The sequence below is a fragment of the Methylomonas sp. PHL2-19 genome, from assembly GCF_059331595.1.
The window spans coordinates 2,057,881-2,076,350 of sequence record NZ_CP196839.1; the positions used below are offsets into that span (position 1 = coordinate 2,057,881).

Below are 18,470 nucleotides of genomic sequence, written 5' to 3' on the forward strand. Positions count from 1 at the left end.
GAAAAAATAACTACAAAACAGAGGAGAGCAACAATGGGTGAAACACAGAAATTGATGATCGCTGTGGTGGGGGTGTTTGTAGCCGGTTTTATCTTGGTGGGTGTCAGCAAGGATCAATCCAACGAGGAAAAAGAGGCCGCTGCGCAAATCCGCACGTTGGTAGCCATGCAGGAAATGGCTAACCAAAAATGTCCGAAATTGATCGAAAACAAAACCGGTACCCAAGTGTATTTCCCGTCCAAAACCGATACCGATAAAACGACCTATGTCACGATGGAATGGGTAGGCGAGAAAGACTCTAACTTCAAAACCGCATCCTGCACCCTGCATTTGGCATTGGGAGGCGTGTCGAAGCTGGTTATCGATGATAAGGTTTTGATTGACAAGAAATTTTAATCAAAGGCGGCGTTTTGCGCGATAGCTGGAAACGTCGCCTTGTCTCCCATTGATCGGTTAGCGGTGAAAGATTTCGTTAGCCGATTTGTCAGTGCTTTTATGAATATCGACGCCGGGTGTGGTCGTCGTCTTCTTCGCAAATTAACCATCCAAACAGAACCGGCAATACCGTCTGCCGTTTGCCAGGCACGTTGGCTGGTAAAACAGCTAACGCATCGTAGTAGCGGATGCCAGGTTTACCGGGAATCGCAAAGTCAGGCGGCGTAATCGATCAAAAGCGCCCAGGCCGGGTTTTATGTTTTCGGGATTTTTCAGACAAAATACACAAAAATAATAATTAACTAGAGGTGAAAAGATGGCGGATACGACCATCCTGAAAGGTGTTTTAAAAACCTGGAAAGACGATAGAGGTTTTGGCTTTATTCAGCCGGATAACGGCGACAAAGATATTTTTGTACATATTTCCTCTTTAAAAGGCATGGCTCGCCGTCCGGTGCGCGGCGATGTGTTGTTTTATGAAGTCGCCCGTGATACGGGCGGTAAATTGAAAGCAGTGAATGCGCGCATCGAAGGCGTGCCTTACGAGCAAAAATCCGGTAAGCCTAAACTGTGGGTATGGTTGCTGGCGGCGGCACTTGCTCTGATAAGCGGGGCAGTAGCGGCTTATTTCTTCTAGCGCGCCGAAAAGTTGTCATTAGTAGCAGATATTATTGACCGAGATTTTTCAACCAAACGAGTAAAACATGGACTGGCTACACTATTTGACCGACATTCTGCTGCACATCGATAAACATTTGGCCAATATCATCAGCGACTACGGTACGCTGACCTATGCCATTTTGTTTTTAGTGATTTTTGTCGAGACCGGTTTCGTAGTGATGCCGTTTTTGCCCGGTGACTCCCTGTTGTTTGCCGCCGGTGCCTTCGTGGCAATGGATGCTTTCAATTTGCCGATATTGCTCGGCGTCTTGGGAGCTGCGGCGGTGCTGGGCGATACCGTCAACTATTGGATAGGCCGCAGCATTGGTCAACGCGCCTATTCGCTCAGTTGGGTAAACCGCGAACATCTTGACCGCGCCCAGGCGTTCTACGATACCTACGGCGGCAAAACTATCGTACTGGCGCGCTTTGTGCCTATCGTGCGCACCTTTGCGCCGTTCGTGGCCGGGATAGGGAAAATGCCTTACAGCACTTTCATTTTGTATAACATTATCGGCGGAGTGGCATGGGTGTTAATTTGCGTGTTTGCCGGCTATTTCTTCGGCAATATTCCGCTGGTGAAGAAAAACTTTGAGTTAGTGGTGTTAGGCATCGTGCTGATTTCGATCTTGCCGATAGTGCTGGAAATTTGGAAAGCCCGTAAACAATCCAAGCAATAAGGTCGCATGATGGTAGAGATGAACGATTCGCAAAAATGGTTTGTACTGGCTTTTATACTGGCTTTCGGCGGCCTATTGTATGTGTTGGCGCCGGTGCTGATGCCTTTTGCGTTTGCGGCCATTCTCGCTTACCTAGGCGATCCTGTTGTGGATAGGCTGGAAACTTTGCAATTCCGTGGTTGGCGTTTAAATCGGACGCTGGCGGTCATGGTGGTGTTTTCCGGCATCATTTTTTCGATAGCGGCGCTGCTGATCGTCATCATTCCTGCCCTGGAATATCAAATCAGCGAATTCATCGACAAACTGCCGTCTTATTTAAACTGGATAAACAAATCGGTCGTGCCGGTTTTGCAAAAATATCTGGGACGCACGATTAGACCGTTGCGCGAAGATCAATTGATTAATCTGATCAAGAGTCATTGGCAAGACGGCGACGGCGTTGCCGAGAACCTGATTCAATCGGTCTCCCATTCCGGTGCGGTGATCGTTGGTTGGGTGATGAATCTGGTTTTGATTCCGGTGATTACCTTCTATTTACTGCGCGATTGGGACGACTTAGTGGCGCGAATCCACGATTTGTTTCCACGCCGCGTTGCCGGCACTGTCGCCAAATTGGCCGGCGAGGCCGACGTGGTGTTGGGTGCGTTCATGCGCGGCCAGTTTTACGTGATGCTGGCGCTGGGCGTGATTTACAGCGTCGGCTTATGGTTGGTGGATCTGGAACTGGCCTTGGTGATCGGCATGCTGGCCGGCTTGGTCAGTTTCGTGCCGTATATGGGCGCTATAACCGGTATCGTCTTTGCCTGCATCGCGGCCTTGCTGCAATTTCAGGATGCGATGCATTTACTGCCGGTGTTGATCGTTTTTGCGGTGGGTCAGAGCATGGAAGGCATGCTGTTGACGCCGTGGTTGGTCGGAAACAAAATCGGTTTACATCCCGTAGCAGTGATGTTTGCTGTACTGGCGGGTGGTCAGCTGTTCGGGTTTTTAGGCGTCTTGTTGGCCTTGCCGGTGGCGTCGGTGATTATGGTGCTGTTGCGGCATATCCATGAGCGTTATACCTTTAGCGGTTTTTACAGCAAAGGTTAGGGGCTGTTGCCATTTTGTCATAATCCCTTTGAAAATCGATTGGCGAGCCATATTGATTGAGTTTTCAATCAAACGATAACTAGCGAATGCCACGCCAACTGCTTACAGATACCCACTGGGAAAAGCTAAAAACGATTATGTTGAGTTTCAGCATTTACGACAAACCCGGTCTTCGGCAAACGGTCGAAGGGATTTTTTATCGCTTGCGTGTTGGCTGCCCTTGGCGAGACTTGCCCGTCGCTTTTGGCAAGTGGAATGCCGCGTACAAGCGCTTCAATGCCTGGTCACTGCAAGAAAAGCTGAGGGGTATCTTTCAGGCGCTAGTGATTGAGCCTGATTTGGAATGGCTATTTATTGATGGCAGCATTATTAAAGCCCATCAACACAGTAGCGGCGGCGCCCATGAAAATCCAACAGCCATCGGGAAATCGGTCGCAGGCAACACGACCAAAATCCATATGGCGGTTGATGCCGGTGGACTTCCCATCCAGTTTTCGATTACGGGGGGCGAAGTACATGACTGCAAAGAAGCGCCGGAATTTGTGGCCAAGCTCCCCCAGGCGGGCTACATGATTGCAGACAAAGGGTATGACAGCGAGCCGTTACGGATTCAAATTCGAGACCAAGGCACAGTCCCCATCATCCCAAGAAAACAAAATTCAATAGGGGCTGTTGCCATTTTGTCATAATCCCTTTGAAAATCGATTGGCGAGCCATATTGATTGAGTTTTCAATCAAACGATAACTAGCGAATGCCACGCCAACTGCTTACAGATACCCACTGGGAAAAGCTAAAAACGATTATGTTGAGTTTCAGCATTTACGACAAACCCGGTCTTCGGCAAACGGTCGAAGGGATTTTTTATCGTTTGCGTGTTGGCTGCCCTTGGCGAGACTTGCCCGTCGCTTTTGGCAAGTGGAATGCCGTGTACAAGCGCTTCAATGCCTGGTCACTGCAAGAAAAGCTGAGGGGTATCTTTCAGGCGCTAGTGATTGAGCCTGATTTGGAATGGCTATTTATTGATGGCAGCATTATTAAAGCCCATCAACACAGTAGCGGCGGCGCCCATGAAAATCCAACAGCCATCGGGAAATCGGTCGCAGGCAACACGACCAAAATCCATATGGCGGTTGATGCCGGTGGACTTCCCATCCAGTTCTCGATTACGGGGGGCGAAGTACATGACTGCAAAGAAGCGCCGGAATTTGTGGCCAAGCTCCCCCAGGCGGGCTACATGATTGCAGACAAAGGGTATGACAGCGAGCCGTTACGGATTCAAATTCGAGACCAAGGCACAGTCCCCATCATCCCAAGAAAACAAAATTCAATAGTCGGGAATGAGGAAATGGACTGGTGTCTCTATAAATATCGCCACCTCGTTGAAAACGTATTTGCGCGACTGAAACATTTTAGAGCTATTGCCACCCGATATGACAAACTAAAACGCAATTTTGAAGGTGCTATCGCCCTGGCTTGTGCATTTATATGGTTACCGATGTGAAACGGCAACAGCCCCTAGTGTTGGCTATGCGCAATGCGTCGTTATTTACGGCATTATTGCTAGTTTCGACATCGGTGTTTGCGACCGATAGCCGCAGAGAGCAGGACTTTGCTGCGGCTATTCAGCAACAATTGCCCGTGGGGCAGGCGACTTGGTTGAAATCCGCCGACAAGACCTTTCTGGCGCTCTTTACGGAAGCCGAAAAGACCGACAACAGCCAAGTGGCAATCGTACTGCACGATATGGGCGAACATCCCGATGCCAAGCCCTTGATTCATCGCTTGCGAACCACGTTGCCGATGCATAATTGGGCGACGCTTGCCTTACAAATGCCTATCAGGGAAAGCGGCGCGCAGGCTGAAGACTATTACCCGCTGTTCGAGGAAGCACGTGGACGGATTGATGCGGCTGTCGAGCATCTGCTGAAAAACGGTGCGAAACATATCGCAATTGTCGGCTACGGCATGGGCGCTTTGATGGCCGCGTCCAGGCTTGCCGATAAACCCAATGACGTGACGGCGCTGGTATCGATTAGTTTGCCCGTGCCGCAAACCACTGCAACACAGGCGCAAAGCCTCGATTTGATTAAAAAAGTGCAATTGCCTTTTTTGGATGTCTATGCCGAGTTTGATTTACCGGCAGTGCTCAATAGCGCCCGGCAACGGCGTATGGCCGGTAAAGATAATCCGGTGTATCGGCAGATAAGAATGGATGGCGAGGATCACGGCTATCAACAAGATTACGATTTGCTTGTAAAGCGCGTATACAGTTGGCTGACTACGACGGTCAGCGAAGATTAATAATTATTACAAAGGGTGTAACACATGCTTTTAACCGAAGAATTGGTCGCGGAAATTAAATTTTTATCCTTGTTCAATCTGGAGTCCGTACAAGAAGGCGTCAAGGTGCATGGCAATGCTGAGCCGGTATTGATTGCTGCGGCGCAACGTCTGTTCGACAAAGGTTTGGTTACCCAGCATGACGGCGGGTATCTGACCGACCTGGGTATAGAAGTGGCGGAACACGCCCAACGGATGTTGACGATATTGCAGTCTAACTAACGACAATTCAAAGGCCTAGGCCCAGCTCGAACAACCATTTCAAAGAGACGTAAAAAATCAGGACTATGAGCAGGCTATAGCCGAGAAATCGGATGGGCTTGTTCAGATTGTGGCGGAAAAAGCCTTGGTATTCGCCTTGCGCCTTCAATTGCCGGTACAGTGCGCGTTGGTTTAGGGCGCGTTCTTGTTGGTATTTGTTGAATAATTGTCTGGCTTTATCGACGTCATCGCGTTGATAAAGCCAGATAGCCGGCATGGAAATGCCCCAGTTGCCTGCTGACGTTTCGTAAAATTCAATATCGTTGTCGGCCAGTAACTGCCGAACATCGTCCGCTTCGTCCGTGGGTACCCCTCTTAGCGAGAAAAATAAAATCGTCATAGCCAGTCGCATGGTGTAAGAAGCACAAATTATAAATCAATAAGCGTGCATCGAGCGGCGAGCAAACTCTTCAGAATGAATCATCCGAACTCATTTCCACTGCCTGCTCAGACCTCTGTTGTTTTGCTGGAGGATGCTGGAGCAAAGCCAAGTGCAGATAGTTTGCAAGGCGTGCTGCGCGCGCAGGATTTTCGCTGTGCGGTGGCGTCGAGTGTGGAAGAGGTGATGGAGCTGCTGACAAATGCGCCGGTGGATTTACTGATTATTGCCTGTCGAGATTGGCCTTGGCGGCAGGTAGCCGATATGCGCGATGCGGCCGACTCCTACCTGCCTATCATATTGATTGCCGATGATTTAACCGACACGCTGCTGGACCATTGCGCTGCGGTTGAGATCGACGCCGTCATTTGTCGACCGGTCAATCAGCATTTATTGCTGTTAAAAATACGGTCGTCGTTAAAACTGCGCATGTTGTATCAGCACGAGCACGCGCAAAAAACGCTGTTGCTCGATTATTGGCAGACTTCCGACCTGGAACATGAAGTCGCGGCCAAACTGTTCAACGACGTGTTAAAAGCCGACTTTCTGGAAACTGAAGCCGTGGAAGTGGTGATGTCGCCGATGGCCTTGTTTAACGGCGATTTGGTGTTGATTGCCAAAACCCCGGAAAATCATTTGCATGTGCTGTTGGGCGATTTTACCGGCCACGGTTTGTCGGCATCGATAGCCGCTACGCCGCTGGCGGATATTTTCTATGGCATGACGCGGAAAGGTTTCGATATTAACGAAATCGTTACCGAAATTAACGCCAAACTGTATCGGGTGTTGCCGGCCAACCGCTTTTTGGCGGCGACGGTGGTGGCGCTGTATCCCGAGTCGTCGTCGATGAAAAGCATTACCTGCGGGCTACCCGAGCATTTTTTAGTCAATCATGCCGACAACAGTTTTTTGGCGATACGCTCTTTGAATATTCCGCTGGGTATTCAGCCTTCGATTGACATCGAAGAGCAACTGCATCGGGTAAGCGAGAATCAGCGTTTATATCTGCTCACGGATGGCATTTTTGAGGCGGAAAATGCTGAAGGTGAGCTTTTCGGCGGGGAACGCATTCTTAATGCTATCCGGCAAAGTAAATCCGACGCCATCAAAAATTTGCAGGCCAGCCTTGAAGCGCACACCGGCGGTGCGATTCAGAAAGATGACAATACCCTGGTTATTTTGAGCTGTGCGGTCGATAGCGTGCCCTGGGGGCGGCGAGAAGTCCGGCTTCCCCGGCAGCGGACCGCCGCGACGACCTGGAAGCAGGTACTGGAATTTGACATCGATAGTTTGCGCCTGATCAATCCGGTGCCGGTCATGGTCAACACCGTCATGGAAATCCAGGGTTTACAGAATTATCGCCAGGATATTTTCATGATAGTCAGTGAATTGTTCGCGAATGCGCTGGACCATGGCGTGCTGGGCTTGGATTCGGCTCTGAAGAGCAGTCCGGAAGGCTTTATGCGCTTTTATGCGATGAAGGACGAACGCTTGCAACAGCTACAGCGCGGCAAAATCCGCTTATCGTTTATCCATCATGCGACCGAATACGGTGGCCGCTTGATCGTTAAAGTCGTCGATAGCGGCAATGGCTTCGATTGGCGACGGCGCATCGGTTTGCGGAAGAGTGATGAGGCTTACTGCGGCCGCGGCATTATCATGCTGGAGACTTTATGCAGCAGCCTGAGCTACCACGGTTGCGGCAATCGCGTAACCGCCGTTTTCGATTGGCGGCATTAACGGGCTTAGTGTTGGCAATTGCCGCAATAGTAGCTGGCTCGTTGACCTATTTTGAGTTGCTGAATTGGTTCCTCGCAGCGCAGGCAGGCTTGTCCGCCGCGACCGTACACATTTAGGGATTGTTTGAAATAACCGGGTTTGCCCTCGGCATTGCTAAAGTCGCGCAACGTGGTGCCCCCTTTATCGATGGCTTGTTGCAATACGGTTTTGATCGCCGCCACCAACGCTTCGCACGCCGGCGTATCCAGTTCTCCGGCGCAGCGCATCGGCTGTACGCCTGCTAAGAACAAGGCTTCGCTGGCATAAATATTTCCCACGCCCACCACGACATGGCTGTCCATAATCAATGATTTGATCGGCACCGCGCGGTTTGCCGCCCGCTGCCGCAAATAGTTAGCGTCGAATACCGCGGAGAGCGGTTCAGGCCCCAGCGTGGCCAGCAAGGGATGCAACATCGGATCTTCGGCAGTCCACAAGGCCGCGCCGAAGCGCCGCTGATCGTTAAAGCGCAGTACCGTATCGTCGGCAAAAATGAAGTCGATGTGGTCGTGCTTGCGCAGCGTTTGCTCGGGTGTGGTGATGCGCAGATTCCCCGACATGCCCAGATGCAGGATCAGCGTGCCGCGCCCCGTGCCGAGTAATAAATATTTGCCGCGCCGCTCGACAGCGTCCAGACGCTGGCCCGGCAAATCGGTGGTCAGGGACTCAGGAACCGGCCAACGCAACTGCGGGTGACGCACAATCACGGCTTTAAAGGTTTTGCCGGTAATATGCGGCGCTATGCCGCGCCGACTGGTCTCGACCTCGGGTAGTTCCGGCATGTTGGCGTCAAATTTGGGTGAGTAAAAACTGGGCTTCGTCCTGGATTTTTTTGCGGAAGAACAATAGCTTCCAACGGCTGCCGCCGCATTGCCGCCACAATAAAGTGGCGCGTATGCCAGCCAACAGTAAGGCGCGTATTTTATTCACAGTACTTTGGTTGCCCAGATATTGCTGATCGCCTTGCACCATGATCCGCGGTTGCAGGGTACTGATGGTGCTGTGGTACACATCGGCCAGATTGGCCAGCACATTTTCATGCAGCACGCCGAAATGTTCGGTTTGAGCTTGAGCCTTGCTGACGCCGGCTTGTATGGTTTTTTGCATGTCCGGCTGTTTGTTCAACTGTTTTTGCAAATAGACAATCTGTGCTGCGTATCGGGCCTGTTCCGGACTGGCCAGCACCCGGCTGCCGAGCTGGGTCGTGAGCTGTTGTAAGCCGTGTTCGATACCGATCAAGCCGCCGTAGACATCAATCACGCTGTCCGCGTCTATTTTCAGCAAACTGCTGATGCTGGCTTCCAATGCGGCGTTTGGACAAGTGCCGGTGCCGGCAAGCTGATGCACCAAGGAGCAGGCTTGGGCGATGCCGGCCAGCGCGATGGTTTGGTTACTGAGCGTGTTCAGGGACATGTTACTTACAGGCGGTAGTCAAACAATCGGCTTTAACCGGGCGGCCGTCTTTGATCCATGACTGGATTCCGTTAGACAAATGATAGACATTTTTCATACCCAGCTGTTCGGTGAGGATTTGGCCGATCTTGCCGCTCCGATTCCCGGAACGGCAAACCAAAATGATTGGTTGGTCGGGCGACGATTTCAGTTTTTCCAAGTTGGCCAGCCATTTTTCCTGGTCGAAGTAGCCGTTGCCGTCAAAGGATTCCAGTTTTTGGCTGTTGGCGATGACGCCGGTGGCTTGCCATTCCGGCGCGGTACGCACATCCACGACCAGCGCATTCTGATTTTGCTGCATGTTTATGAGTTGTTCTGCCGTCACCACGCCTAGTTCGGTGGCGTAAAGATGGGCCGCGAATAGACAGCCTAGCCAGAATAAAGTCAGTCTCAGTTTCATGATGATGTCGGTAGGTGGGGTAAATGGCTCAAGCGGCCAAGAAAGGTAAAATGCGCGTCGCCCACCAGTCTATGCTCTCCAGATAGATATTGGCGATACACTCGGGATTTATGCCGCGGAAGGTGCCAAGGCCAGGCTCCCAGCGCTCGTAGGCGATGCAGAATTGTAACGCTTCGCCAGCGTTGCCGCGATATTTCAAAATGGCATCGTCAACATCTTCCGCCAGCGGCAATTGTTCCAATACTTTGTTCGCCGGCATGTCCAACAGGCTGTCCAAACCCGACAGCATGCCGATTAAAAAATAGTGTTCCTGATCGTCTTTAAGTTCTCGCGCTATTAATTCACACATTTTGGCGCGGATCAGCACGTTTTGCAGCACCGAGGACGGTTTGCCGGACATGGAAGATAAGGCCAGAATATTCACCCAGCGTTTGATCTCGACCAGTCCCAGGCAAGCTATGGCATGCTGAATGGATTCTATTTTTTGCGGCAAGCCGAAAAACGCCGAATTTAAATAATGTAGCAATTTAAAACTCATCCCAACGTCTTGCGAGATAATCTTGCCGATTTCCGCAAAACTGGCGTCCGCCTTGTTCACGGCCGACAGTAATTGGATGGCGGCGGTTTGGCTGACGCCTAGCCGTTTACCTTCCACAATATTGGGTTTACTGAAGAAAAAGCCTTGAAACAGCTCGCAACCCCATTCGCGTAGGGTTTCAAACTCCTGATGCGTTTCGACTTTTTCCGCGAGCAATTTGAGTTTATAGGGTTTTAGCTGTTCAATCAGTTGCCGGGTGCCGTCCAGGCCGTCGGCCATCACATCCAGCTTGATAATATCGGCAAACTCCAGCAAGGGCAGCCACTCCGGGGACAAGACGAAGTCGTCCAGCGCGATGGTATAGCCCAGTTGTGATAATTCTTTCAGGTTGGCGACAATGTTGTCATCGATAGTAACGCTTTCCAATACTTCGATGACGATACGCTCTTTGGGCAGATGCAGCGGCGTTTTGTCTAGGATGTTTTGCGTGGTGAAATTAATGAAGGCTTTGTGGGGGCCGACCAGTTCGTTCAGGCCGATTTCCAGCAGCGTATCGGTGATAACTTGATTTGTGGCGTTGGCGGCACCATCTTTCAAACTGAGATCGAAATCTTTGCCCCTGAATAAAATCTCGTAGGCGAAAGTGTCCAGATGGCGGTCCAGAATTTGCTGTCTGCCAATCAGAAAATCTGTCATTTATTTACGGGCTCCCGATCATTGCACTATCATGCGAATAGGTCGCGCCTTATACCATGTTCAAACAGTTTAAGTCGAGAATGGCCGGCCGCTCTTAATTTCAATTATAAGGAGATCAACATGTCCGAATCAGCAACGTTAACAGTAAGCGGTATGAAATGCGGCGGTTGCGAGAGCAGCATCGTCAATAAGGTATCGGCGATTGCCGGTGTGGTAACGGTGCAGGCCTCGCATAAAGACAAACGGGTCGAAGTTGAATTTGATCCGGCGCAAACCGACTTGGACGAAATCGAAGACGTTATCATCGACGCCGGTTTCAAGGTCGAATAAAACCGTATCGGCGTTTGCCTACGGATCAACACGATATTGCTTGGGAATCGTCATGACTTTAGATCAATCGACTAAACAGCAGCAGGAAATACGCCTTTCCATACTCGGCATGCGTTGCGCCGGCTGTGTCAGTGCAGTGGAAACCGCCTTGCAATCGGTGCCGGGGGTTGCGTCCGTCACCGTCAATTTTGCCGACCACTCTGCTACCGTCGGCGGCGATCCCGATCATCAAGCCATGAAGCAGGCCTTAAAATCCGCCGGCTACGATGCGGCGGTGATGGAAGGCTTGGAAGACCCGAGTGAAGAGGAAAAGCAGGAAGAAGAGCGTTATCGCGACCTGCTGCGAAAAGCTGGCGTGGCAGGCGCATTGGGTCTGCCTTTGATGCTGGGCGCACATCTGGACTGGTTTCCGGCCATGGGCAGTGCCGCCGGCACGGTGTTTTGGTCCGAGGTGGCCCTGTTGACGTTGGCGGTGATGTTTTATTCCGGCGGACATTTATTCCACAGCGCGCTGAAATTGCTGCTCGTTAAGCAAGCCAATATGGACACCCTGATCGCGCTGGGTACCGGTTCGGCGTGGCTGTATTCCTGTATTGTCATCGATTATTCCAGTCAGCTGCCTTCGCTGTCCGCGCACGCTTATTTCGAAGCCTCTGCGGTGATTTTGGCCTTCATCAATCTGGGTAGTGCGCTGGAAACGCGCGCACGAGGTAAAACCTCGGCGGCGATACGCGCATTGATTGGCTTGCAACCCCGCACCGCTCGCGTGGTGCGCGAAGGGCAGGAGATTGATATTCCTATTGAGCAAGTCGGTCTGGGCGAAATCTTACGGGTTAGACCCGGCGAAAAAGTCGCCGTGGACGGGGTGGTATTGGAAGGCCACTCGACTATCGACGAATCCATGCTCACCGGCGAATCGATGCCGGTTGAGAAAGTCGAAGGTGCCAGTGTCGCCGCCGGCACGATTAATCAGCAAGGCAGTTTTTTATTCAGCGCGACCCGCATCGGCCGCGATACGGCTTTGGCGCAGATTATTCAAAGTGTGCGGCAAGCGCAGAACAGCAAGCCGGCCATCGCCAAACTGGCCGACAAGATTTCCGCGGTATTTGTCCCCACCGTGGTGGGCATATCGGTACTGACTTTTTTAATTTGGTTGAGTATCGGCCCAGACCCGGCTCTGGGTTATGCGTTTGTCACATCGATGACGGTATTGGTAATCGCTTGCCCGTGCGCGCTGGGTTTGGCGACGCCGATTTCGGTGATGGTCGCGGTCGGTCGTGCCGCGCAAATCGGTATATTGATCCGCAAAGGCGAAGCCTTGCAAAGCGCCGGCAAGTTGACTTGTCTGATTTTGGATAAGACCGGCACCGTCACTGCCGGTAAGCCCAGTCTGGCGGAGGTGATTGCTTTTGGCGATGTCGACGAAGCTCAGGTGTTGCAGTATGCCGCCATTCTGGAATCGGGGTCCGAACATCCCTTGGCCGCAGCGATACTGGCGGCTGCCGAACAAAAACAGCTTAAGTTGGAGAAGGTCAGAAAATTTCAGGCCGTGGCCGGGCACGGTATCGCCGGCCGCATCGCGGATCGGCAATGTTTGTTCGGCAATGCCGCGTTGCTGGCGGAACATGGCATCGACGATAGCAAGCATCGCGACAAAATGGCCGAATTGGCGGCAAAAGGCCAGACGCCAATGTTTTTGGCCGTCGAAAATTCTGTCGTTGGCATCGTGTCTGTCGCAGACCCGATTAAACCCGATTCCGCCACAGCGGTACGGCAATTACGGAAGCAGGGTATCCGCGTGCTGATGGTGACGGGCGACAACGAGATCACCGCGCAAGCGATAGCGGCGCAAGCCGGAATCAGCGAAGTCCGAGCGCAAGTCTTGCCACAAGACAAAGCCGCCGTGGTAAAAGCCTTGCAACAGCAAGGCGAAATTGTCGGCATGGTCGGTGACGGTATCAACGACGCGCCGGCCCTGGCGCAAGCGGATGTCGGTTTTGCGATTGGCACCGGCACCGACGTGGCTATCGAAAGCGCCGACATTGTGTTGCTGCAAGGCTCCTTATTAAAGGTGTCCGAGGCGATGGCGCTGTCGACATTGACGGTGGCCAATATCAAGCAAAATCTGTTGGGTGCGTTTTTTTATAACACTATCGGCATTCCGGTTGCGGCCGGTTTACTGTATCCGTTATTTGGCTTGTTGCTGAACCCGATGATTGCCGGCGCGGCCATGGCCATGTCATCGGTCACGGTCGTCAGCAATGCCAACCGATTGCGCTGGATTAAGCTGGATGTTCAGTAGGAGCGAAGAATGAATAGCGTACCTAAATTGTCGGTACAAACCTTCAGTGTCGCCGACTATACGAGATGGCCGGACGATGAGCGCTGGGAGTTAATCGACGGCGTTCCTTACAATATGAGTCCCGCAGCCAGCATCAAACATCAGACGGTTGCTGGACGTGTTTTTAGCCGGATGGAACAATTTTTAAAAGGTAAGCCCTGCAAGCCTTTAATCGCCCCTGTGGACGTCATTCTCTCCGAGCATGATGTGGTGCAACCGGATTTGTTAGTGGTCTGCAACCCGGAAAAGATCGGCGAAAAAGCCATACACGGTGCGCCGGATTTGGTGGTAGAGGTTTTGTCCCCCAGCACGGCGCTGAAGGATATGCGTGAAAAGAAAGCGCTCTACGAGCGTGCCGGCGTGAGGGAATATGTGGTCATCGACCCGTTGGAAAATTATGTTCAGCGTTTTTTTCTGGGCGCAGACGGTCGCTATGCCAATGCCGACGTTTTTGGGGTTGAGGAAGATTTGCCCCTGTTGAGCTTGCCGGAGTTGATTTTGCCCTTGGCGGAGGTATTTGAGTTGTAAGGCGCTATTGGCTTGCAGGCAAACCGAATAGCGCGCTGGGTGGCTTACAGTTTGAATTGGGAAATCGTGGTATGTAAATTACCGGCGATTTTTTGCAAATGATGGGCTTCTTCCGCGGTTTGCTCGGCGTCCTTCGAGTTGTTGATGGTGACGTCATTAATCGAATTGATGTTTTGATTAATGTGCTCGACGACGATTTTTTGTTCCTTCACCGCGTCGGAAATATGCGTATTCATGGTGGAAATTTGCGCCACCATGCTGGAAATGTTGTCCAGCAACTCGCCGGTACTTTCGATGACTTCAACGGTCTCCTTAGCCTGATTTCGGCTTTCCGACATGGCTTTCACCGCTTCCCGCGAGCCTTGCTGCAAGCGTTCTATCATCGCTTGAATTTCATGCGTGGAATCCTGGGTTCGGCTGGCCAGTGTCCGCACTTCGTCCGCCACTACCGCAAAACCACGGCCTTGTTCGCCGGCTCTGGCGGCCTCAATCGCCGCATTGAGCGCCAATAAATTGGTCTGATCGGCGATGCTCTGAATCACATCCAGCACCGAGCTGACATTCACGCAGTTTTGCTCGACATTACCGATTACGGTGCTGGCCCTGTCGATATTGTTAGACAGCGCATGAATCGATTGCACCGTATTGGTCACCACTGCCTTGCCGTGGTTGGCGGCCACGCTGCTTTTCTGCGCCGTTTGCGCGGCGTTAGCCGTGTTGTTGGACACTTCCGTCACTGTCGCGGATAGTTCCGTTACCGTTGCCGCGACCTGATCCGTGCCCATCTGCTGTTTCAAAATATCCTCTTGTACCCGCTCGGACATTTGGCTCAAGCGGTTCGAGGCGGTGTTCAACTGGTTGGATTCCGTCGCCACTTGCCGCATCAGGCTGTGTAAGACGCTTAAAAATTCGTTGAACTGGGTGACGATAATGCCGACTTCGTCACTGCCTTCGTGCGGAATGCGCCGGGTCAAATCGCCGCCGCCCTGTCTAAGCAGATACAGCGATTTTTGCAGCTCGGTCAATGGCGGTTCTATTTTGAAATAAAGCATGCTCAAACAGACCGTCACAAACAGTAGCAACACGATGGAAAAAGCAATACGCGATAGGCTGTAATCGTGCAAAGACGAACTTAATTGTTGTTTGGCGAGGGCAAGCTCCCGATCAAGTTGCTCGGTAATTCTGATTAATTCTTCGGTCAGCGTGGCAGCTGTGTCGTCAAGACCTGAGCCCGGCGCCTTCATGGTAACGGTGCCTGCTTCGGTGCCCAACTTAATGTAATCCCAACCCATCTTTACGCCGGCATCGTGCATTACTTGAATTTCCCGTTTCAATGTTTCGACTTGCGCGCGTAGTACCGGGTGAGATTGTTCGGCTTTGTCCAGATTTAACAATGCGGCGTCCAGGTTTTCTTTGGCTTCGGCAAAGCCGCCATCATCATGCGTCGCGCCGACGTCGGTCAGAAATTGTTGAATCTGCACGACATGAAAACGCACATGAGACAAATAGTCCGAGGTGTTTTGTTTCTGAGTTGCCGCCTGCAAGTTGTCGTCTATGGACTGAAACGCATGCCACAGCGACAACACAAACAGCAGATTGGCAAATGCCAAAGCGGAAGCAATTAAGATCAGCGAAGATTTGATTGAGATATTTTTAAACATGAGGTTTTTGGGTAATTATTTTTCAAGTTTTTCTAAATCGGTCACCAACGCCGCCATTGCCGCAACGGCATGGTGTTGGGCTTCTGACAGTGCGTCGCCGTTGTTTAAGGCGTACAAACCGATCTGCCGGTTGAGTTCGGCAATTAAGCGTGCGCGATGCTCGCGGCGGTTGCGTAGTTTGGCAACCATATTCGAAAACGACAGCGCCAAATCCTGTAGCTGATCGTTTTCTCGCAAGTGCGTGACGGTATCAAGCTTGCCGTCGCCGACCTCTTGGCAGAGTGTTTCGAAGCGATATAAGGGCCCGGCGATTTTATGCGAGGCGTAAAGAACGGTGCTCACCGCAATGCCGCCGGCAACCAAAATGGCCACCAAGTTGCCGATTAAAATCGATACGCCCAGGCGTTCCGCCGCATTAACGATATTGGCGTGCGCCGACTGGGATTGGGCCTGCAGATCGCCGCCGGTCATCCAATAAATCAGTAAGGCCGAACATAATCCGGCCAGCAATATCAGTGCAAAAGCGCCGAGGATGAAACGGCCTTGAAAATCCCTTTTGATAAAAATTTGGCGACGTTTGGTAACGGTATTGTTCATTTTCAGGAACCTTAGTTGACGTTGTGACAAGTTAAACAGAGCTCGCCGTCGCTGTTGTTACGGCGGAGCAAAAAGCTTTTTTTCAGTCTTTCGGCGTTCATCAGTTTATCCATGAAGCTGTGGCTGGCTTGTGGCCGGTCGCTATCCAGCTTGCCGTGCGTGTAGTGGCAGGTCAGACAGGTAATGTCGTTTTCCTCGTTAAGCGGCAAGTCGGCGGGTACCGGAAAGTCGATATTCAAGCCCACTTTGTGGCCTTGGTTGGGATTATGGCACGAGGAGCACATGGCCACGCCATCCTTGCTAAAGGTGGTTTGATCCGCTGATATATTTTTGCTGTGTAAAATGCCGTCCTCTTTGATTTCCGGCGTCGTGGTATGGCAATTACTACACCCCGCTTGCGGCGATTGCTTGGAAATGAGGTGCGGATTGTCGTCGGCGGTATGCGCGCCACTGACGAACAATAACAAAAGTGCGCCGGTGCCGCCGGCCAATAAGCATTTGTATAGGAGCTTGTTCATGATTAAAAAGACATGACGATTTGGGCTATGCCCAGTTTTCTGTCGAAATAGCGCTCGGCGGTTTCTGTGCCCAGCGAATCGTTGTATTCAAATTTGACCCGTAAATGATCGCTGAATTTGTAGTTAAACCCGAGGCTAAGCATGGAGAGATCGTTGATCGCCACTGTGCTGCCATCAAAGTCCAGGCCAAGGTCTTGCGAAGGCTGCCAGCGGCTGTAGCGGGCGAACACCACGATGGGCTGTTTGCTCAGGCTTTCCAAATCCACGGTCAGCGTGGAGTGGTAGCCCAATTGGTGGCCTTTGCCGAACGGGCTGGTGTTTGGATCGGGGATGATGACAGGTAGTGGGTTGCCATCCGCGTCTTGTTCCAAAAACACCTGTTGATGCGCGTTCAGCAGCATGAATTCGTTTTGTAAACGCCACATGCCGTAGCCGATACTCAAGTCAGCGCCGTAAACGGTATTGCGGATGCGGTTTTCGCCATCGAACTCGCTCAGATGGGAGACACCGATTTCGATACCTTCCGGATTGGCGTTGTGGATTTTGTAGGTATTTTGCCCCATAGCCAGGCCCACCCGGCCGCCGACGGTATGGCCGTCATTGGCGTACAGCGCGTCTGTCCAGAATACCGAATAGTTGAATATATCCCAGGCACCGTAGGAACGAATGCCGTCGGCATTGTAACCGCCCAATTGCATGCGGGAGGTGGTCAACGGGGCGGTAACAGTGATGCGGTCCTTGTTAGCGAAGTTTTGGTAATCGTTGCCGAACGGTAAGTCGAAACGGCCGGCCTGGATGTGCAGACCTTTGTTATTGAAAATCCGGCCGCGCGGCGGAATACGATCATTAAACATATGGTAGTCGACTAGCGCGACGGCGATACCGGCCATTGTGCTGCCGCCACTCAGCGCGCCGGGGCCGCTGTTACCGCAAAATACCGCACCGGGCGCACCATAGTCGGCGTTGGATGAGTTGCCGCATAACACTAAAGCCGAGCTGGCACCGAAGTGGTCGTCGTGCACATAGTCCAGGTCCAACTCCACCGAGCCGACGCTAAAGGTCTGGTCAGTAGAGTTGCCGGTTTTGGCGTTGATGTCGAAAAAACCGCTCATTTGCAGGCCGTTGGCTTCGGCCGCTTCTTTTAAGGCAGCAATTTTTTTGTCCAGGGCCTGGAGTTTGGTGTCCACGGTTGGCTCAGGTTTGCCGTTCGCAGCCGTTTTCACCGGTGCCGGGGCGGGTTCGCCGGCCTTAGCGACTGCCGGGCTTGGCGCGGCCGCTACAGCGCCGCTTCTTTCTTGTTCCAGTTGTTTGATACGGGCTTCCAGTTGTTCGATTTTCTGGTCTTTTTCCTTCAGCACGCCTTGCACAATCTGGCGGATATGTTCGTCTTCCGCTGCGGTGGCATGCGCGTTGGCGTGGGCTGCCAGGCTGAGCAGGGCGATAGCTATTCGCTGGTTTCTTGGATGCATATCTGTCTCTGTGTGTAAGCTTAGGACTACATTTTTTTCAGAATCTTCGTATCGAGGCAAGGTTAGTTGCTTTTGTCGGCATTTCAAGTTGATGCATGGGGCTGGCCTTATCCAGCGGGCTCAACTTATCCCTGGCGCCTCGTTTGAGCTGAGTTCGTCAAAGCCTGGCTGGAGTGGTTTTTCCTTCGATAGACTCAGTACTCTCAAGGGCATAAAGGCGAATGGTATCTAAGGGCCGGGTTAATCATTCGCCGATCCGTTTGCGAATGCTGGTGCGGCTTATTCAACACAGAATCTGATGTTACAATGAACGGTT

General features: G+C 51.9%; 20 protein-coding genes and 1 pseudogene. 12 read left to right on the top strand and 9 right to left on the bottom strand.

Annotation, left to right across the window (positions count from 1 at the left end; translation table 11 throughout):
* The first annotated feature begins 33 nt into the window (after positions 1 to 33).
* From ACR02O_RS09755 to ACR02O_RS09790, 8 genes and pseudogenes are all read left to right on the top strand, one after another.
* A complete protein-coding gene (locus ACR02O_RS09755) occupies positions 34 to 396 on the top strand; it encodes a hypothetical protein (RefSeq protein ID WP_033155415.1) in 363 nt (120 codons plus the stop codon).
* Positions 397 to 751: 355 nt separating this feature from the next.
* Positions 752 to 1,072 carry a cold shock domain-containing protein gene (locus ACR02O_RS09760; RefSeq protein ID WP_051669653.1) on the top strand — a complete coding sequence of 107 codons (321 nt, stop codon included), beginning with the start codon at positions 752 to 754 and terminating at the stop codon, positions 1,070 to 1,072.
* 67 nt (positions 1,073 to 1,139) lie between these two features.
* Positions 1,140 to 1,775: a DedA family protein gene (locus ACR02O_RS09765; protein ID WP_494523276.1), complete on the top strand. Its 636-nt coding sequence runs from the start codon at positions 1,140 to 1,142 to the stop codon at positions 1,773 to 1,775.
* Positions 1,776 to 1,793: 18 nt separating this feature from the next.
* A complete protein-coding gene (locus ACR02O_RS09770; protein WP_033155782.1) occupies positions 1,794 to 2,864 on the top strand; it encodes an AI-2E family transporter in 1,071 nt (356 codons plus the stop codon).
* 86 nt (positions 2,865 to 2,950) lie between these two features.
* Positions 2,951 to 3,526 (top strand): annotated as a pseudogene (locus ACR02O_RS09775) (IS5 family transposase); the annotation flags it as partial.
* Between the two features lie 90 nt (positions 3,527 to 3,616).
* Entirely contained in the window at positions 3,617 to 4,366 is a 750-nt protein-coding gene (locus ACR02O_RS09780) for an IS5 family transposase (RefSeq protein WP_129871393.1), read from the top strand.
* Positions 4,363 to 5,166: a DUF3530 family protein gene (locus ACR02O_RS09785; protein ID WP_494523277.1), complete on the top strand. Its 804-nt coding sequence runs from the start codon at positions 4,363 to 4,365 to the stop codon at positions 5,164 to 5,166. Before ACR02O_RS09780 ends, ACR02O_RS09785 begins: the two co-directional genes overlap by 4 nt.
* A gap of 24 nt (positions 5,167 to 5,190) precedes the next feature.
* On the top strand, positions 5,191 to 5,427 hold the full coding sequence (locus tag ACR02O_RS09790; protein ID WP_171695983.1) for a TIGR02647 family protein: 237 nt from the start codon (positions 5,191 to 5,193) through the stop codon (positions 5,425 to 5,427).
* 7 nt (positions 5,428 to 5,434) lie between these two features.
* Here ACR02O_RS09790 and ACR02O_RS09795 read toward each other — a convergent pair whose 3' ends face one another.
* Positions 5,435 to 5,806, bottom strand: coding sequence for a DUF6164 family protein (locus tag ACR02O_RS09795; protein WP_458137034.1), 372 nt, complete (start codon positions 5,804 to 5,806; stop codon positions 5,435 to 5,437).
* Positions 5,807 to 5,881: 75 nt separating this feature from the next.
* Here ACR02O_RS09795 and ACR02O_RS09800 point away from each other — a divergent pair, with 75 nt between their 5' ends.
* Complete coding sequence (locus tag ACR02O_RS09800) at positions 5,882 to 7,585, top strand: ATP-binding SpoIIE family protein phosphatase (protein ID WP_458137035.1); 1,704 nt, start codon at positions 5,882 to 5,884, stop codon at positions 7,583 to 7,585.
* Between the two features lie 5 nt (positions 7,586 to 7,590).
* Here the strand turns inward: ACR02O_RS09800 and mutM are convergent, their stop codons facing one another.
* From mutM to ACR02O_RS09820, 4 genes are read right to left on the bottom strand one after another with little or no spacing between them, the layout of a single operon-like run.
* Positions 7,591 to 8,406: a bifunctional DNA-formamidopyrimidine glycosylase/DNA-(apurinic or apyrimidinic site) lyase gene (mutM, locus tag ACR02O_RS09805; RefSeq protein ID WP_458137036.1), complete on the bottom strand. Its 816-nt coding sequence runs from the start codon at positions 8,404 to 8,406 to the stop codon at positions 7,591 to 7,593.
* A gap of 7 nt (positions 8,407 to 8,413) precedes the next feature.
* Complete coding sequence (hflD, locus tag ACR02O_RS09810) at positions 8,414 to 9,037, bottom strand: high frequency lysogenization protein HflD (protein ID WP_171695979.1); 624 nt, start codon at positions 9,035 to 9,037, stop codon at positions 8,414 to 8,416.
* A 1-nt stretch (position 9,038) separates the two neighbouring features.
* Positions 9,039 to 9,476, bottom strand: a complete 438-nt coding sequence (locus ACR02O_RS09815; RefSeq protein ID WP_458137037.1) for a rhodanese-like domain-containing protein — start codon at positions 9,474 to 9,476, stop codon at positions 9,039 to 9,041.
* A gap of 28 nt (positions 9,477 to 9,504) precedes the next feature.
* Positions 9,505 to 10,710 carry an EAL and HDOD domain-containing protein gene (locus ACR02O_RS09820; RefSeq protein ID WP_445368490.1) on the bottom strand — a complete coding sequence of 402 codons (1,206 nt, stop codon included), beginning with the start codon at positions 10,708 to 10,710 and terminating at the stop codon, positions 9,505 to 9,507.
* A 120-nt stretch (positions 10,711 to 10,830) separates the two neighbouring features.
* Here ACR02O_RS09820 and ACR02O_RS09825 point away from each other — a divergent pair, with 120 nt between their 5' ends.
* Genes ACR02O_RS09825 through ACR02O_RS09835 form a run of 3 tightly spaced genes read left to right on the top strand, consistent with a single transcriptional unit; the run spans position 10,831 to position 13,909 of the window.
* On the top strand, positions 10,831 to 11,040 hold the full coding sequence (locus tag ACR02O_RS09825) for a heavy-metal-associated domain-containing protein (RefSeq protein WP_494523278.1): 210 nt from the start codon (positions 10,831 to 10,833) through the stop codon (positions 11,038 to 11,040).
* Positions 11,041 to 11,092: 52 nt separating this feature from the next.
* Complete coding sequence (locus tag ACR02O_RS09830; protein WP_494523279.1) at positions 11,093 to 13,342, top strand: heavy metal translocating P-type ATPase; 2,250 nt, start codon at positions 11,093 to 11,095, stop codon at positions 13,340 to 13,342.
* Positions 13,343 to 13,351: 9 nt separating this feature from the next.
* Positions 13,352 to 13,909, top strand: coding sequence for a Uma2 family endonuclease (locus ACR02O_RS09835; protein ID WP_494523280.1), 558 nt, complete (start codon positions 13,352 to 13,354; stop codon positions 13,907 to 13,909).
* Between the two features lie 44 nt (positions 13,910 to 13,953).
* Here the strand turns inward: ACR02O_RS09835 and ACR02O_RS09840 are convergent, their stop codons facing one another.
* The 4 genes from ACR02O_RS09840 to ACR02O_RS09855 are packed head-to-tail and all read right to left on the bottom strand — an operon-like array spanning position 13,954 to position 18,154.
* Positions 13,954 to 15,570 carry a methyl-accepting chemotaxis protein gene (locus ACR02O_RS09840; protein ID WP_051669651.1) on the bottom strand — a complete coding sequence of 539 codons (1,617 nt, stop codon included), beginning with the start codon at positions 15,568 to 15,570 and terminating at the stop codon, positions 13,954 to 13,956.
* A 15-nt stretch (positions 15,571 to 15,585) separates the two neighbouring features.
* On the bottom strand, positions 15,586 to 16,167 hold the full coding sequence (locus ACR02O_RS09845; protein ID WP_033155404.1) for a hypothetical protein: 582 nt from the start codon (positions 16,165 to 16,167) through the stop codon (positions 15,586 to 15,588).
* Positions 16,168 to 16,178: 11 nt separating this feature from the next.
* Positions 16,179 to 16,685 carry a cytochrome c3 family protein gene (locus ACR02O_RS09850; protein WP_033155403.1) on the bottom strand — a complete coding sequence of 169 codons (507 nt, stop codon included), beginning with the start codon at positions 16,683 to 16,685 and terminating at the stop codon, positions 16,179 to 16,181.
* Between the two features lie 2 nt (positions 16,686 to 16,687).
* Positions 16,688 to 18,154, bottom strand: coding sequence for a hypothetical protein (locus ACR02O_RS09855; protein ID WP_171695972.1), 1,467 nt, complete (start codon positions 18,152 to 18,154; stop codon positions 16,688 to 16,690).
* Positions 18,155 to 18,470 lie beyond the last annotated feature (316 nt).